Origin of the sequence: Aquimarina rhabdastrellae (genome assembly GCA_947387485.1) — a bacterium.
Lineage (GTDB): Bacteria > Bacteroidota > Bacteroidia > Flavobacteriales > Flavobacteriaceae > Aquimarina.
Window position 1 is genome coordinate 20,009 of the sequence record CANDNT010000019.1, and the last position, 17,407, is coordinate 37,415.

The following is a 17,407-nucleotide window of genomic DNA, read 5'->3' on the forward strand; positions in this document are numbered from 1 at the left end:
TAAGCAAAAGTTATACAACCTTAGATGCTTTTATAACAATGATTAGGTAAGAGGTTGTTTTTAAATAACTTTTTATGACTTATATTTCTTTGGTTATAACCATATCCAATAGTTTAGTTGCTATTCTTTTTTATCGTTCGATTTAAAACATAGCCGGAAATCCCCCCTAATAATGTCCCAAGAACCTCTCCTGTAATCATTTTGGCTAATCCTAAAATCAAGATAGTTGTCGTTAATAAAAATACTGTAGCTACGTCTAATAAGGTCTTTTTATTAAGAATCTTTGGAGCATCTTTTCCTTTTTTATATGCCCAATATGAGGGAACTAAAAACAATACTAAAATGGTAATACAAAATGCAGGGATTCCAAACCAAATGGCAATTCTATGAATGCTATTATTTTCTTGTTTCTTATCATAAATACTCATGATATTTCTTTCTATAACAGCAACCTCTTTTTGGAGTATAAGGAGTCTTTTTCGTACTTCTGTTAAGGCATTATCAATACTTGAAATAACCTTTTGTTGATCTGCTTTGATTTTTTCTATAGCAAACGTATTGAGAATTCGTTGTTCTTCTTTATCCGATAATCCTATAAGAATACTATTGTTTTGAAGACTTATACTTTTTGGATATTGCGCTTTTGTATTTAATAAAAAGTGTTTTGGAGCAATTTCATGTATCTCGGCTATATTGATGGTTGAACGTAAACTCAAGGCGTTTTCAATCTCATCAATTAGTTCATCTATGGTGATTTCTTCAGCCGTATATTGTTGCCATACTTTTTCTATTTGTGTTAAAGAAATCTGCTTGATTTGAGATAATTCATCAACTAGAATAGTTTGTACTAATTTCCAATCTTTTTGTTCGTTATGTATCGTCGTAATTTCCTCTTCGAGTTTGTTGATTAAACGAATTTGTTGAAACTCACTCTCTGGTACTACAAATTTAGTGTCTTGAGCAAAGAAGAATGAATTGTTAAAAAATATAAGTACAAAAAGTAGGCGATACATGATAGCTGTTATTTTATAAAAATCAAAAGCCCTCCTTCTTTATAGAGAGCTCTTAAATGCATTATATTGTAATGTAAAATACTAATTATTATGTAAATAAAAAGATTTAGTCTGTGGAATATAAACGATCTGTGCAGCACAAATGGTTGCGCATCCTCCTTGTTTTAAACATCGGTTAATTAAAATGGTACAAGAATTACTTCCAGAACATGTTCTTGTCCAACTGTTATTTCCATTTTCACATTCTATGGTATATCTTCCTGTAGAAGATCCTAATGCTTTTTCTTCTGAAGTAATATCTAATACTATGGATAATTGTTCTTGTTTGATGTTGTCTATGACCATTAACTCACCTGTTTCATTCCAGTGATAATCTACATAAACTGCTACATCGTCTTCTGTGGTTAGAGAGGTGATTTTAGAAAAGAAATCTGTTGGTGTTAATGCTTCTTGGGTGGTAGTTGTGATTTCATCTTTAGAACATGACCATATACTCATTGCAATACAGATTACAATCAGCATAGAGTCTTTGATAGTAAAAAATTTCATGATTTTTCAGTAGTTTTTGATTTTTAGGCTTGATTAAAATTGGTTTTATGTTTGTTTTGATGTTAGTAGTTTTAATCCTCTGGTTTTACAAATATAGCTGATAACGTGGTTTTTACGATATGGTTTTACCATATATCTACTATGGAAGTTCTCGGTGATTTTATAACTATTTTATGCTAAACCTCAGTGTTTAAGGGAGTTTTGAAATACTGAAACTAACGTATTTAACCCGATTAAAATACACTTAAATATATGAAAATCATTAGTTTTGATGAATATTACACAAGGTTTTTTACTTTAAAATAACTTTTTATTTATAGAATTCCTTGATTTTTGAGTATGCAGGCTAACTGAAACATAGTTTTAGCTTTGGTATGATCTCTAAGTTTTTTTAATTGTTTTTCTACGGCACTCTTACTGGATGGTGTAAATCCTCTTTGTTCTAAATAAAGAGCGATTTCGATTTGTGTATATCCTTTTGCTAATAAACGGACAATACGTTTTTCTTCACGACTTAGTCGCAAAGGGGGTGTTGATGATTTCATGTAATGTGGCTAGTTTTTAACTCTAAGATAATGACTTTATACTTAGTTTTAATGTTAATAGCTTGTGAGATTACCTAGAAAGATATGCTATAGATAAAACAGAAAAGAATAATAGATAAATTGATAAAAACATTAATTTCCTAAGAACTAAAATTCTTTTTAATTGCTTTTTTAAAGCTGAGTTATTTGTGCTATTGATGACTTCTTTTATATATTTAATACTGATATACACGTTTTTAGTTTCAAAACCATGTCTTTTAAATAATTTAGCACTATTGTCTTTATATAATAAATATACAATTGCTGTAAAGAGTATAATAGGTATCAACTTAAATGGCTTATGATAAAGACTTATTTGTTTTTAGATATATTAGGAAATCACGAAATTCTATGATAGTTTCTCTTTTTTAAATTAGAATCTAGTAAAATAAAAGGCAAGTTTTTATAAAAAACTTGCCTTTCGATCAATTATATAATTAAAAAATTATTTTTGCATTTCTTTAAAGGAGTATTGATTTCCATCAATCGAATATTTTTTCTCCATTAAATCTAACAAACTTTTATCTATATTTTTGGATTCATCAAAAGATTTTGTCTCATAAAATTTATTATCTATATCAGAAAAATATATATATTTTTTCCATCCAGTACTTGAATCATAATATTCAAAAAACAACTCATTCTTTTTCGAAAAAGCAAAAGAAAAATCTTCTTCTTCAATGGAATATATCTTTTGAAGAGCTATTATCTTATCTTCAAGAGTGATATAAAAGATATTAATTACTGGATCCACTTTAAAATTGCTTCCAATTTTATTATTATATTCTAATTTAAGTATATGATAAATATAATTTTCATTTTTAAATTCTTTATTCGATAAAATCCCTTTTTCAGGATAATCTTTTCCTATTATATCATAGTGCTTTAAAAGCCGTAATTCGTTCACTTCACTACTTAATGCTTTATCTCTATAATATTTAGTTATTTGTTTATCTTTATTTAATTGCTCGTTTGTATTTTCAATAATTAATGTATTATTCTTGTTTTTACATGAAATAATAAATAAACAAAAACACATTAATTTAATTACTAAATTCAACTCCTTTAAGTAATTCATTTCTTTTTTTATTTGATATTAATTTTTCTCCATCATTTCCATTTGAAGACGTACTTTTAAAATCTTGAAAATTTAATATAATATTTCCATCTTCATCTTTTGAAATTCGTACAATTCCTTTAATACTTTGATTACCATCTTCATCTTGACTTTTAAAAAATACATCTTTATAAGCTACGTTTGCATCTAATAAAGATGACTTTTTTATGAAAGGACTACCATTCCACCTTAATTCTTTACCTATTTCGAAATGTAGATGTTCATTAGCACCAGATAAACCACTTGCATTACCTGATGTACCAGATAAACCTATTTCTTGCCCTGCCTTGACGATATCACCTTTTTCTACATTAGTTGATTGTAAATGTGCATAAAAATGATAATATATATCTGTAACTTCTTCTATGATCTTATCTTTACCATTATAACCGACTACTTTTGTATAGGTATGAGTTGTTTTTATAGTAACATAATTTCCATAAGAAGAACTCTCTCCTTCAGCAACAACTTCTCCTTCCATAGAGGATCTAACACTTGTTCCTGAAGCTGCATATAAATCATGCCCTGCATGCCATTTTGTTCCATTATTCCTTGTATATCCAGCTCCTAAATTACTTGCTCTATTAACTCTCATTCGTTCCATATCAGGAAGGACATTCTCACAAGGGATACCTGGTGGACAAGGGGAATTGCCATCAGGGTCGATGAAATAAATAGGGTTATTAAATGAATACCCATATGGATTTTTATCTAATTGAATCAATTCATCTGCTAATAGATCAATATTCATCCATCTTCCTAAAGTAGCATCATAATTTCGAACACCAAAGTCATACCAATCTAACCCTAATTCTGCATTTTCTTCTTTGTTAACAAAACCATAATTATGCTTTCTTCCTATTACAAGATTATTATATCCCTTTTGTATCATTCCAAAAGGATAATAATGCTTTTCTTCTTTAATCTCTGTATTTTGATATATAGTACCATTGTTATCCATATCCTGATATGATAATCTAATATTCCCTAGATGGTCTTTATATTGGTAAATATAATCAAAAGTTTCATCTCCTTTAGGTTCTATATAGCCTTCTGCATGATTAAAGAACTCTAATACTCCGTTTTTATAGATAAAATTGCCAGCGTACTCGGTTATAGTGCTATTACTACCTTCGGTTGCAATTTTCTTTTGCTTAATTCCTGTGGCATCGTATACATAGGTAATGTTTCCGTTATGTTCGGTATTAGCAATGTTTACTCCTGTAGGTAGGTTTAAGTGGTTATAGCTGATATTCGTAATTCCTTTGTTACGGTCAATTACCATATTTCCATTTACATCATACTCATAATCATTTCCTGAGTGGGCATATTTTTTAAATCCAAAGGGTTGTGTTACGGCATCGTTTACACTTAATAGTTTGTTTCCTGCATCATAGCTATAGGTTAGGTTATCCATCATTCCAAAGCTTGTTGCGGCTTCGTTTAGGTGTCCTTTTCGCTCTAGACTCAAGATGTTCCCCATCTTGTCATAGCTTACACTACTTAAATCATAGCGTCCGCTATTGCTTATGGCTGCTGTGATTCTGTTTAAGGCATCATAGCTGTAGGTATAATGTCTTAAGGTGTTATCATTAGCTGTTTTCCAATGCGTCTCACTGATATTTCCGTTAAATAAGGCTGTTGCGCCTTGTTCTGGAGTATCATAGTTGAGTCTAAACCCAAACAGATCTGTTCCCAGATTCTGAGTATCATTGATCTGTTTTAACCATCCGCGTACGTTATAGCTATAGTCTACACTTTGTAATGCTGCTGTTGCGGTTGTTTTTCCTCCTACATCTTTTCTGATCAGCTGTCCTAATTCGTCATAGTGGTTGCTTAGGATACGTTCTGTAGGTAGTTCATTGATCTGTTGTTCTTGTGTCAATAAGCGTCCCATATGATCGTAAGTAAACACATCTGTTGTACATAGGATTTTTCCGTCCTTGATATGCTTGGTAAAGGTCTTTAATGGTTTTCCTACAAAGTCTAACTGCGTTAGTGTCCATGTATCTGTGCCTAGGTATTCATTCTTTACTAGGTTCTCCCATAAGCGTCCTTTTTCGTCATAATAATTAGTCGTCGTTATCCATTTATCGGTATCGAGTACGCGTACTTGTCCTACTGTTAGTAATCCTTTTACCGCTGTTGTGGCTGTCATTCCTTCCCAAGTTATGTTGGTTGTTCCTGGATCTAATGGTGGAATGCTTCCTAATGCATAATCATCGTAATAGTTAATCGTCAGTAGTGTCATTCCTGTAGTTGGGAACGCATTCTGGGTATAGTAAAAACTAAGTCCTTCTACTTGCTGTACAGTTGTACGTGCTTCCCATAGGGTAGTGCTTTGGTTCACTACTGTTTGTAAGGTTACTCTATTACGACTATCATTGATCTTTCCTGTATACACTATACGTCCTAAGGCATCGTATTTGGTAAATAACCAAACGCCTTGTGCTTTTAGATTCGCATCTTGGCTTAATACGGGTTGGTCTAGTTTGTTATATACGATAGTTTCCCATCCTTTTCCGGGTACTTTCTTTTCGATCAATCGATTTCTATAATCGTATTTGTATTGATAACAAAGTTCGGCAAGCTCACTTTGACTTACGCCATCTGCTGTTGTTACTTTTGGTGGTACTACATAGGTTAGGTTTCCATACAGATCGTATACATAATAGGTATTGTGTGCGATCTCGTTATTATAGGTACGTTTTAGGATTATTCGTCCTAATTCGTTGGTATATTCTTCGGTGGTATGGTCTTTTCCTGTTGTCCAGTTTTCATCTTTGGTAATGGTTTTATGTAGGCGTTCTGCTGCATAATTCCCTTCTTTAACTAGGCTTGCTACTCCTGCTGTTATCGCTACTTTAAAGTGTACTACTTGATCGGCTATGGTATTGGTTTCCCATCCTGATTTAATAGTATGGTCTGCACTATCGTCTGTACTGGCTTTCCATTGTTTTCCTGGTGCTGCTTGTTTTAGTACTCGGTTTAATGGTGAGGGTTCAAAGATACTTTCGCTATAGGCATTCACCTCGTTTACTGCCATTGCATTAAAGTCGGCTGCATATTTGTTTTGATAATAGCTTTGGATATCCTGTTCAACATTTACGGTTGTATAGCTTCCGTTTGGTGTTTGGGCTTCATATGGTAAATATTGCTTGGATTGTCTTCCGATAGCATCATAGGCTAGATGGGTGATGATGTCTTTTTTATTTGGACTGTTTTTGATGCCTATTTGTTGTTTGGCTCTTCCTAGTCCATCGTAATAGGCTACGGTTTCGATCACATCGCGATTTTGTCTTAGTTCATCGGCTGCTTCTAATTCGCGTTGGTATACTCGTGTATACACATAGTTTTCGTCACTTAAGCTTGGTGCGATATAATAGTCTTCTAGACATCCTTGCTCAGTTCCTGCTATAGTAGGACAGTTGTCATCGGCATTGGCTACATATCCTGTAGGTTGTTCACAGGCTTGTTGGCTAGTATTGGCATCTCCAAATCCATCTCCATCTACATCGGCATACCATGTAGGGATAGTTCCTATGGCATATTGTATCGCTCTGGCTGTACTCCAGCATCCATCGCTACTTCTTGCTCTTAGGTAATATTGTGTTCCACTGGTTAAGCTTATTGTAGTAGTGCTATTGGCACTGCTTGTTCCAGTGGCACTTGTTTGCCAATAATAGGTCACTCCGCTTGGTGGATTACTTCTGGTTAGTACACTTTGCCCACATTCGTTGCTTATGTTTACTGTAGGCGGGGTTGCTGGTACTGTCTTTACATTATAATTAATGGTTCTTGCTGTACTCCAACAGCCTTGACTATTTCTTGCTCTTAGGTAATAAGTAGTCCCACTTGTCCTAGTAATACTATTGGTGCTATTAGCACTGCTTGTACCTGTTGCGGTATTTTGCCAATAATAGGTTACCCCACTTGGTGGATTGTTTCTGGTTAGTTTAGTACTTCCACAATCTTGGGTGATACTTGGTGCTGGTGGGATTGCTGGTACGGCTTTGATCGTATAATTGATAGTTCGTGCCGTACTCCAACAGCCTTGACTACTTCTTGCTCTTAGGTAATAGGTTGTACCACTTGTTCGTGTTATTGTAGCATTAGTACTAGCGGTACTAGTCCCTGTTGCGGTATTTTGCCAATAGTATGTTACCCCACTTGGTGGGTTGTTTCTAGTTAGTATACTACTTCCACAGTTATTGTTTACACTTACTGCTGGTGGGGTATTGGGTACAGTTTTTATGATATAGTTCACTACTCTTGCTGCGCTCCAACAGCCACTGCTATTGTTTCTGGCTCTTAAATAATGTTTGTTCCCTCCAGTTGCTGTCCATGTAGTTCCTGCTAGCAAAGTTGATGTGCTTGTTCCTGTTGCTGACGATTGCCAGTAATAGGTTACTCCACTTGGTGGATTGGCTCTGGTTAAGGTTGTACTTCCACAGTTTTGGGTAATGCTTGGCATCGGTGGGCTTGTAGGTACTGCTTTTACGGTATAGAATACTGAGGTTGCTGTACTCCAACAGCCTTGACTGCTTCTGGCTCTTAGGTAATACTGTGTCCCACTGGTTCTAGTCAGGATTGTGCCACTACTAGCTGTACTTGTTCCGCTAGCACTACTTTGCCAATAATAGGTTACTCCACTTGGTGGATTGCTTCTGGTTAGTATAGTACTTCCACAGTTTTGGGTAGTACTTGGTCTTGGTGGTGCGCTAGGTACTGTTTTGATACTGTAATTTACTGTTCTTGCTGCTCCCCAACAACCTTGACTGCTTCGTCCTCTTAGGTAATAGGTACTACCACTTGTTCTGGTAAGAGTTGTTCCACTACTAGCTGTACTGGTTCCTGTTGCTGTATTTTGCCAATAATAGGTTACTCCACTTGGTGGATTACTTCTGGTTAATACACTATTTCCGCAGTTGTTACTTACGCTTACTACTGGTGGGGTACTTGGTACCGTTTTGATACTATAATTTACTGTTCTTGCCGTACTCCAACAGCCTGTACTATTGTTTCTTGCTCTTAAGTAATAGGTGCTACCACTTGTTCTGGTAAGGGTTGTTCCACTACTAGCTGTGCTAGTTCCATTAGGGTTACTTTGCCAATAATAGCTTATCCCACTTGGTGGTGCTGTTCTTGTTAGTTTGGTATTCCCACAGTTTTGGGTAATACTTGGTGTTGGTGGGGGTGTTGGAAACGCTTTTATGCTATAGTTAATTCTAATGGCTTGACTCCAGCATCCTCCTTGATTGTTTCTTGCTCTTAAATAATAGGTATTCCCACTAGTTCTGGTGATACTTACACTACTATTTGCTGTACTTCTTCCTGTGGTGCTACTTTGCCAATACCAAGTTTCTTCACTTGTTGGATTTCCTCTGGTTAGTATCGATTGTCCGCATTGATTGTTTACTGTGGCGGTAGGGATGGTACTGCCTACATAGTCTTCGTCTATCTGTCCATCGCAATCATTGTCTATCCCATCACATACATCTGAGGCATTGGGATGTAGGGATGCATTGCTATCATCACAATCTAAAGCATTGGCTACATATCCATTGGGAATATGGCAAATACTAAATGGTCCTTGTGCATTAGGATCTCCATAGCCATCCCCATCGGCATCTCTCCAATATTGTTTATTGGGTTTATTAGCATTGCTATCATTACAATCTCGATCGTTGTCTACATAACCTGAGGGCTTGGTTGCACTACATCTGGTTTGTGAGGCATCTCCTAATCCATCCCCATCGGCATCTTTATACCAGATTTTTCCTCCTGGTATATCACAGGGATCGTTACTGCCGCCTCCTGAACTTAATTGGGCATAGCCTATACTACTGCATAAGCATAGCCAGAGTATATATATGTATTTTTGCATGTCTTTTGATTTGATGTTATTCTTGGGTTTTATAGTGGTATTGATTTTCGGATACCAATTTGCCTGCTGCGTCTTTTACCTGTAGTAGCCTATTGTGTTTATCATACTCATAATAGATCGTATACCCTTTTGGATCGGTAATACTGGTTACGCCTATTAATGGATCATAGGTATAGGTGGTTACTAAGGCTTCGGGATGTGCTGCTCGCAATTCGTTTAGCTTTTCGCGTAAAGCGCCCTCTTTTCCTACGTCACCTATGGTACGGTCATCATCCTTATTAGACAATTCTCTTACTATGGCATTGATGTCTATCGTTGGTGATTCTGTATCAAGCTGTTCAAAGTTTTGGATTTGTGCAATGATATAGCGATCTCCATATCCCCATAGGTATTGCGTTTTAGTACCATCAGTCTGTTGTTGTCTAATTGGACGTCCTACTTGATTGTAAGTAAATTCTGCACGTTGTTCTAATGGATCTTCGCCTTTGGCAGTATAAACACGATAGGGTACAGTTTTGCTATAACTTTGTTTATAAGTACTACGCTGCATCCCGATACGTACTCCATCTTGATAGGTCTCTGTCTGGATTGGTGTGCTCACTCGATTGGCTGCTATTAAGGCTTGGATTCCGGCTACTTCTTCTGTTTCAAATTCTCCTCCAGATATGCTTGTTCCATTCTCGATGTCTTTTGGATAACGGTAGGTCATCTTTTGTAGAATACCTTCGCCTTGTTGGGTTGTTTGGTTTCGTAATACATAATCCACCGTTGGGTCATATTCATACTGGGTTGTCGTGGTGATTTGCTGGTCTCCATAATAGCTTGTTGCTCGGGTCTCTATCAAATGTCCTGAGGATATGCTTGCTACATTGACACGTCCATTAAGCGAGGTATAACGTTTGTTTATACATCCTACGATGTTCATATGTGGATAGTCCTCTGGTCGGTTACAAACTAATGGTCTTCCTGGTTTTAAGGCACATAATGATCCGATACAACTCCATTTTGGCTCTAGGTGTTCTATACTGATGGTTCCATCTTCATTGGCTCTAAAGGCTACATATTTTTGCTCTGTATTTTCTACCGTGACCACACTCATCCCTGGTACGGCATCGATATTATAATCTCTATATATGGATTGTTCGCGACTTAGGGTATCTCCGCTGGTGGTATAGCGTAATACTTCTTTGCTTTTTCCTGCTTTAAAATCTGCTCTAAAGTTATTGTAATATGGGGCTGTAGCTACGGCTACTAATCCTGATTTTCCTCCGTAAAACTGATACTCGGTATATCCGTTTTTCATCCCTTGTAGCTCTACTAGTGAAGGGATGTTTCCGCCTTCATCTTCGCCTTCGCCTTGCGGGTCATTATCTACCACAGCTACTGGAGCTACGTTGATTTCTCCATCAATCTCAAATACGTTTTTATAGCCTATATGTACGCCACTTCCTGCTCGTGCTACGCTGCTTCTGCTTATCGTAGTGGTATAGACAAAGGTTTCTCCATCGTGAGATTTTGAGGTGGAACTGCTATAGAGTTTAGGTTCATAGATATTTGATGCCGAGGAATAATCGCTGTCTATAGTCTCTGTATAGCGGTAGTTTTTTATGGTACTGATCTTATTGCTTTCACTATAGTTGGTACGTTTTTTTAGGCGAATTCCTGGATGAACTTTATGGGTCACCACATTGGTCTTATAATGCTTGGTTATTTTTAATCCTACACTAGCTTGTACTGGATTAGGATCTGTTATCACATCTGGATCAGAAACCACCGTTGGAGATCCTGCTACGGCTATGGTTAATTGATACAAGCCTGCCTCGAGTTCTACATTACGGTCTAGTTCACTGCCTCCGCTTTGTTTATACCATACTACTGGAGCTGGGTGATTATCAAAATTTCCGCCATAGCCTACAAAGTCTTCGTATGCTATTTCTCCGCTTGGTCTACTGATTAAAAAGACTCCGAATTGTGAGGAACTTTGTGGGTTGCTAAAGTCTAATTCGTATTTCCCTGTACTTGGGATACGGATGATTCTTGAGACAATCTTTGGGGGTGTTCCATATTTATCCCTACAGTTTCCTAAACATCCTGTGCCATCGCCTTGGTCTCCTCTTACGGTTAATGTCGCTATCGTTTCTGAGGGACGTGCTTTATAGGAAGAACTTTGGTGTGATTCGTATTCAAATACCGTCTTTCCGCCTGTAGGATAGGTGATTGCTGTTAAGGTTCCTATTCTTGCTGTTAATGGATTGGGGTCTCTTTTTGCTCCTGTAAAGTGGGCATTTCCTAATTGTAATTCTGGGTATAAGTCGGTGTTTCCTGTTGCGCCATTATTATAGCCTAAATAGTCTTGTCCTTTGCTTTTTAATGATGGAACTTTTTCTGGTTGTTCATAGGCAAATCGATAACTGTTTTTATAGGTCTCTTCTTGTCCGTAATAGTGTAAGGCGTCTAGCTTTAATCGAATCTCGTCTGGATCACTGTTCTCTGCTGTTTCACTTGCGTTTAATCCAAAGTAACTGTGTTCAAATACTACTTTTTGTAGTGCTATAGCTGTTTGTGGATCAAAAACACTGATAGAGGCAATTCCTGATTTAACATTAGTTGCTTCTATTCCTCCTGAGCCTGCAATCTCATAGGTTCTATCGTATCGCTTTTTATATGCTAGATTCACAATGGTTTTGCTATTGTGCTTGATACTTGATAAAAATACTTCTTGGTTATGGCTTATCGGTTGAAAGGTGGAATAGCTATCTACTCCTGTATAGTTCTCTTCAAAATCTTTGATGGTATTGGTTACCGTCACTGCCTCATGTAAGAACTGTGGGCCTGTAAAGCTTCCATAATCTGTATAGATAAAGTCATAGGTATCTAAACCATTTGGGGAAATCATCTTGGTTAGTCTCCAACTCGCATTATAGTCTTTTTCTATATTATGGGTTCCTAAAGTAGCATCATTTCCTAGAGAATATACTCTTTCTGCTTTTTCAAAATAAAACCTTGTCCCATCTTCGTTAGTGATAATCCATGAGTTTACATCTCCATCTTGATAGGCTATATCTGCTTCTGCTTTGATTCTTGGGTTATTTAAGACTCTTGGTCTAAAGTTATCTCGATAGTCTAAAACGATATGGGCATTAAGTCCAAAGGCATTTACACTAAAATAGTCTGGATGGGTATCTATCGCATTTCTATTGATATGATCTAAGTATTGATAATAGTCTATAGCTACTTCTACTGAAGCAAAGCGGGTACGGTTCTCGATATATTGCTCGGTTTGTGCTCTGGTTAATGCCGAATGCATTAATCCTCCTATGGTGTTATCTGGTAGTCCGTTAACCACTCTACTTACTGCGCCTCCCATGCTTAGGTTCCATCCTAATCCTGAGGGTGTCGAGGGTTGATTGACTTTGATTCCTGAGGCATCATAGGTTAGTCCTATTGGGATGTCCATCTCTAAGCCTTTGTAACTAACTATAGGGATGTCTATCTGTGGGGTTCCTGTATAATGATTGGCAGGGATCTCTCCGTACTTTTGAAAGGCGGCTGCTTCGGGGGCTAATGGCAAACTAAAACTACGCTCCATCTGTGCTAGATAGTCTGGGCCTTCTTCGCCTTCACCATTACCATCGTCTCCGATTTGGGCATAACTGATACTGCTTATGATACACACCAATAGCGTGCACCACAGCTTGCTGTAGTGTTTCATACTCGTTCGTTTTTTGAATTTTTGATTAATTTTTTTAACGCTACAAATTTACGGGTTAACTGTAATATGGGCAAATCTTGCCTCAGGGGATTTTTCCCCTTTTTTATGGAATTTTCTCGCATATATTTCGATTTATGATTATTTACTTATTGTTCGTGACTTTAAATACAATTGGCTTGCTCGACTGATTAATTCTTGTGCTTTGGGTATGGATAATTTGGAATCATAGCATCGATACATCCATAGATATAGGATTATTTCATAGGGTTGATCTTTAAAGAGTCGATGCATAAAGCGATCAAATGGGATATCTAAATGTTTTAGAATTGCACAGAGATAATTCCCCTCGGCTATGGCTGCTTCTTGTTTGGCTTGATAACTGCTTGTCATTACTTTGATATTTGAATTTATGATATGATAGAAAGGCACACTCCTTATAATTAAGGAGCATGGCTCTTTCTGGGCTATTGATGGAATAGACCTCCGTTATTTTCTTTGCTGTTTTTATAAAGAGGTCATTAGTTAGAAAATGACCTCTTTGATTGCACTAACTGAACTTTACCCTATAGTCAATGTTAGATTTTTGGAATGTCGCGCTCTATCGGGGAGGTAATAAGCTAGCGACATTCCTTGTCGCTGGGGTAGCGTTATTTTCTTTGATTTGAAGCCAAGCGTAGCCTAACCCCATGTCTCGTACTACACTTGGGCTTCTTCTTCAATCAAACTATATTGTGCTGTTATTTTATTTTTAATTACTTATCCAGATAGCTTTGTCTTTAGGATGGTAAAACATCTTAAATGTTGTCATATCTGTAAGTAACTCGGATAGACAATTAGATATAAGGGGGATACTGCTTGTTGTATCTTTACTGTATTCTTCCCAATGTTCTGCCAGATCACAGGTCACAGTATATAGGTTTTTATCTGCTTTTTCTGGTAATTCTAAATATATCCTTAGTTCTTTTTGAGCTGTGTGTAGTATTGTGATTTCTTGTTTTTGAGCATTCCACTCACAATGATATTCATAATAATGTGTGGCATCTATTAAAGGTAACTTTTCTATTTCTTTCTGGAATACTGTTATAGGGATTGCTTTATGGAAGTTTTCTTCTGGCGTTGTTGTACTACAACTTAAAAAAAATAGTCCTAGTAATACTATTACATAATTATTAGTGTATTTCATAACTGATTATTATTTTGATTAATATGATATGATTTTGTTATTTTTTTTAAACGTTGTGTTTTTCCTCACCATATCGGTATAACCTAGAAATAAGTTATACCGAGAATTACATGGTGGGAATCCTTAATCATAAAAAAACTATTACCAACTACACATTACTTATCTTGCCTAGTCTTTTTTAACAAAGAGCCTGCCTTAGTCTTACAGACTCTTTGTTTAACACAAACTCAACGTATCGAAATGCTACATTTTAAAACTTAATAATGGGTAGGGAATTTACTTAAAAAGGTATGCTTGTAGATTACTTAATACCTAAACAAATAGTTACCCCAAATGCTCCGCTACCCATATATTTATCAATCAATTAAAAAGTATCTGTTCATATCTACTCTTTATTCTTACATACTTGCTTGTATGTGTACCATTTGTTGAATCATCGTTATGACTTCTCTATTTGCTTTTGAGAGTACTTTTATTATAGATTCTTGTAATGGTATTTTTTCTTTGTAGAGCTTTTCTATTTCTTGATTGAGTATGGTATATCGTAAACTCTTTCCTTGTTCTTTATTAAAATGCTCATACTCTATATTGAGGTATTCTAATATTCTCTTTTTGTAAGCTTGTAGTGTCATGATTTGTTTCAATTGATTATGATTTAATTTCTAAATGATTAATTTTATTACAATTTTACATATAAAAAATGAATAATTCAATTTTAATATGAATTTTATATCGAAAAATATTCTGTTTTTAGTTAAAGAAGAAAATATAAGTAAAGATGCTTTTGGAAAATTATTCAATTTAAAGAGAGGTAACATAAGCTCTTATATAAATGGTAAAGCAATGCCTAAACTTGAAACTCTAATAAAAATCTCAAGTAAATATGATATTCTTATTGATGATTTAATACATATTGATTTATCCAAAAATCAGAAGCAAAACAAAAATGTAAATGTTAGTTTACATGATTTTTCTCAAGAAGAAATCATAAAACATTTATATATAAAAGATGAGGAGTTCTCTAAAAACCCTCTATTATGGATGTATATAAAAATGAAATTATTGGATGATAAGATCGGGAAAGAAGAAGATTTAATCTATAAAATAAAGTCTAAACAAGCTGAAAGTCTGGATAATGTTAAAAATAAAAAGTAGCACCAATGAAATCATTGATGCCATAATATTAATCTCTGTCATCAGGATCTGGTTCTTCTTCTTTATCAGATAAAAAAACGTCATTTGAAACCCCTAACTCATCAATAATTATAGGGTTTTCATTAATCTGGTTTTCATTTAAATTATCTTTTTCACAGCTAATAAAGCTAATTGATAAGAATAGAATAGTGATAGTGAATATAGTTCTCATAATAATTCATTAAAGTTGTAATGAATTAAATTTAGTTTAAACGAATTATTTAGCCAATTAGATATTTTGTTATATTGCTTAGAAGTAATAAAATCAAATCTCTGGATTCAGATTTTATCTGATACTATCAATTTTAAGTCGATTAACTAGTTTTTTAATGATTTTTATATCTAAAAACATAAAATATTTACTTCAAAAAGAAGGTTTGGGAAAAGATGCCTTTGGAAAATTATTTGGGTTAAATAGAGGAACTATCGGCTCTTATATAGAAGGAAAATCAAATCCAAAAATTGAGACTATACAAAAAATAGCAAATCGATATAATTTATTAATAGATGATGTAGTTAATCGTGATTTAGCAAATCAAGATTTAACATTAAAACCTAAGACATCTCTTAATGACTTTTCTCATGAAGAAATAATAAAGTATTTGTATACAGAAGATGAGGAATTATCGAAAAATCCTCTCTTGTGGATGTATCTGAAAATGAAATTTATGGATGAAAGAATCAAGCAAGAAGAATCAAAGGTTAAAGATTTAGAAGAACATATTAAAACCCTTCAATTAGAGAGTCAAAATAAGAAATCATAAATCTTTATATTTTTTAATATCAATTCCACATTTGATCAATTCTCTTCTTAGGATTAATTGATTTAATTTTTGTTCTTTTTTCTTTAATTCTCTTTCAAATAATTCTTCTAAAGATGTTTTAAGTATTTCCTTATCTTCTTCTTTTAGAATGTCTTTTTCTAGCAATTCTTTGAGTAATTGTTCTCTATCTTTTTTTGAAGCCATAATTTATCTATCATTAACTTTCTTAAGAGTATGAAACAATTCATCATCATAATCCTTTATATCTTGTTTTATCTTTTCTTGGTTATTAGGATCAGTTATAGCCGACTCTACAGCAAGCTCTAAATATTTTTTTCTAGTTACTTTGATAAAACTAATTAAAGTTCTGATTTTAAATTTTAAACTATTAAATATATCTATATAATGTTTAATTAAATAAATAGACAGAAAAGATGATAATATTGATAGAAGACCTATCATTAAATAGTAAATTTCAGAATCAAAATCTTGTCGAGGTATTAAAAACCAAGCCACAATAAAAAAAGAAATAAGAAAACTTATGTTATAAAGCATTTTTACAGCTATATATAAATTTCGATCTTTTTTCAGTTTTTTCTTGTTATACAAGAAAAGTCCTAATATAGATAATGAAAAAAACAGATACGGTAATCTGATTCCAAACCCAATCAAAAAAACTCTTTTAGTCCTAAAACCAAACATTCTATTATCAGCTACATTTTTTTGTAATTCTTTTCTAAGTTCTGATAGCGTTCTTTGTTTTTCATTATTTAACAAATCTAGCTTTATAATATAATTCTCAGCACTAATTCTTTTATCATCATATAGTGATCTTAGTTTTTTTGTCTTACTAAGGTGTTTTGAAGTGAGTTCAGATATTTTCTGTTCTAATATGATTACACTTTTTTCTTTCTTAGGGAAATTAATATGAATAAAGGGAGCTATGGATATTACTATACAGCTTATTATTGTTATTAAGTGTATTGTGATATGACTGATTTTTGTCTTTTTCATGGAATAATGTATTCAGAAATAATCTGTATTTTTTTTGATAAAAATATATATTTAAAGATTAATTTCATTACGGTTTAACCACCTATTTTTTTTGTGTAAAATAGATTTTTGCTTTTATATCTTTTCTATTTTATTAAACTGTATAAATTCCCTTTCATCGTCTAAAATGTTATAATCTTAATCTAAAAGGAGCTAAAACCTATAAGTCATTTGTTAATCAGATAATTGTAACGTGTATTTTATAAATGTTATAGTACTAGTTCTTTACATTAAGTAAAATCTCACATTATTCAAGGGGTGTTTATGTTTCAAAAAGATTAAAAAATAAGTTTGAGAATGCTAATATAACAGGAGTTAGCTTTGTTAAATATAAAAAACAGGAAAAGAACT

The 17,407-nt window shown here is 34.1% G+C and carries 14 protein-coding genes; 2 read left to right on the forward strand and 12 right to left on the reverse strand.

What is annotated here, in order from left to right:
- Window positions 1–113 precede the first annotated feature (113 nt).
- The 9 genes from ACYEKI_RS18740 to ACYEKI_RS18780 all read right to left on the reverse strand — a co-directional run bounded on the left by ACYEKI_RS18740 (window position 114) and on the right by ACYEKI_RS18780 (window position 14,689).
- Window positions 114–1,013 (reverse strand): hypothetical protein, encoded by a 900-nt coding sequence (locus ACYEKI_RS18740; protein WP_459212744.1) that lies wholly within the window; start codon window positions 1,011–1,013, stop codon window positions 114–116.
- Window positions 1,014–1,094: 81 nt separating this feature from the next.
- Entirely contained in the window at window positions 1,095–1,562 is a 468-nt protein-coding gene (locus ACYEKI_RS18745; protein ID WP_459212745.1) for a hypothetical protein, read from the reverse strand.
- A 314-nt stretch (window positions 1,563–1,876) separates the two neighbouring features.
- A complete protein-coding gene (locus ACYEKI_RS18750; RefSeq protein ID WP_459212746.1) occupies window positions 1,877–2,107 on the reverse strand; it encodes a helix-turn-helix transcriptional regulator in 231 nt (76 codons plus the stop codon).
- A gap of 484 nt (window positions 2,108–2,591) precedes the next feature.
- Window positions 2,592–3,206 (reverse strand): hypothetical protein, encoded by a 615-nt coding sequence (locus tag ACYEKI_RS18755; protein ID WP_459212747.1) that lies wholly within the window; start codon window positions 3,204–3,206, stop codon window positions 2,592–2,594.
- The gene (locus ACYEKI_RS18760) at window positions 3,190–9,150 is read right to left on the reverse strand and encodes an Ig-like domain-containing protein (protein ID WP_459212748.1); all 5,961 of its coding nucleotides are present in this window, start codon (window positions 9,148–9,150) and stop codon (window positions 3,190–3,192) included. The genes ACYEKI_RS18755 and ACYEKI_RS18760 overlap by 17 nt, the downstream gene beginning before the upstream one ends.
- 16 nt (window positions 9,151–9,166) lie before the next feature.
- Window positions 9,167–12,862, reverse strand: a complete 3,696-nt coding sequence (locus ACYEKI_RS18765) for an RHS repeat domain-containing protein (RefSeq protein WP_459212749.1) — start codon at window positions 12,860–12,862, stop codon at window positions 9,167–9,169.
- Window positions 12,863–13,000: 138 nt separating this feature from the next.
- Complete coding sequence (locus ACYEKI_RS18770; protein WP_459212750.1) at window positions 13,001–13,252, reverse strand: hypothetical protein; 252 nt, start codon at window positions 13,250–13,252, stop codon at window positions 13,001–13,003.
- Window positions 13,253–13,610: 358 nt separating this feature from the next.
- Window positions 13,611–14,045, reverse strand: coding sequence for a hypothetical protein (locus ACYEKI_RS18775; RefSeq protein ID WP_459212751.1), 435 nt, complete (start codon window positions 14,043–14,045; stop codon window positions 13,611–13,613).
- A gap of 398 nt (window positions 14,046–14,443) precedes the next feature.
- Window positions 14,444–14,689: a hypothetical protein gene (locus tag ACYEKI_RS18780; protein WP_459212752.1), complete on the reverse strand. Its 246-nt coding sequence runs from the start codon at window positions 14,687–14,689 to the stop codon at window positions 14,444–14,446.
- Window positions 14,690–14,765: 76 nt separating this feature from the next.
- Here ACYEKI_RS18780 and ACYEKI_RS18785 point away from each other — a divergent pair, with 76 nt between their 5' ends.
- A complete protein-coding gene (locus ACYEKI_RS18785) occupies window positions 14,766–15,200 on the forward strand; it encodes a helix-turn-helix domain-containing protein (protein ID WP_459212753.1) in 435 nt (144 codons plus the stop codon).
- Window positions 15,201–15,228: 28 nt separating this feature from the next.
- Here ACYEKI_RS18785 and ACYEKI_RS18790 read toward each other — a convergent pair whose 3' ends face one another.
- Complete coding sequence (locus ACYEKI_RS18790) at window positions 15,229–15,411, reverse strand: hypothetical protein (RefSeq protein WP_459212754.1); 183 nt, start codon at window positions 15,409–15,411, stop codon at window positions 15,229–15,231.
- 157 nt (window positions 15,412–15,568) lie between these two features.
- Between ACYEKI_RS18790 and ACYEKI_RS18795 the strand changes: the two genes are divergently transcribed.
- Window positions 15,569–16,003, forward strand: coding sequence for a helix-turn-helix transcriptional regulator (locus tag ACYEKI_RS18795; protein ID WP_459212755.1), 435 nt, complete (start codon window positions 15,569–15,571; stop codon window positions 16,001–16,003).
- On the opposite strand, the gene ACYEKI_RS18800 is transcribed toward ACYEKI_RS18795, so the two are convergent.
- Both ACYEKI_RS18800 and ACYEKI_RS18805 read right to left on the reverse strand, forming a co-directional pair.
- Window positions 15,998–16,207 (reverse strand): hypothetical protein, encoded by a 210-nt coding sequence (locus ACYEKI_RS18800; RefSeq protein ID WP_459212756.1) that lies wholly within the window; start codon window positions 16,205–16,207, stop codon window positions 15,998–16,000. The two genes, ACYEKI_RS18795 and ACYEKI_RS18800, sit on opposite strands and share 6 nt — an antisense overlap.
- A gap of 3 nt (window positions 16,208–16,210) precedes the next feature.
- Complete coding sequence (locus tag ACYEKI_RS18805) at window positions 16,211–17,017, reverse strand: hypothetical protein (protein WP_459212757.1); 807 nt, start codon at window positions 17,015–17,017, stop codon at window positions 16,211–16,213.
- Window positions 17,018–17,407: the final 390 nt, after the last annotated feature.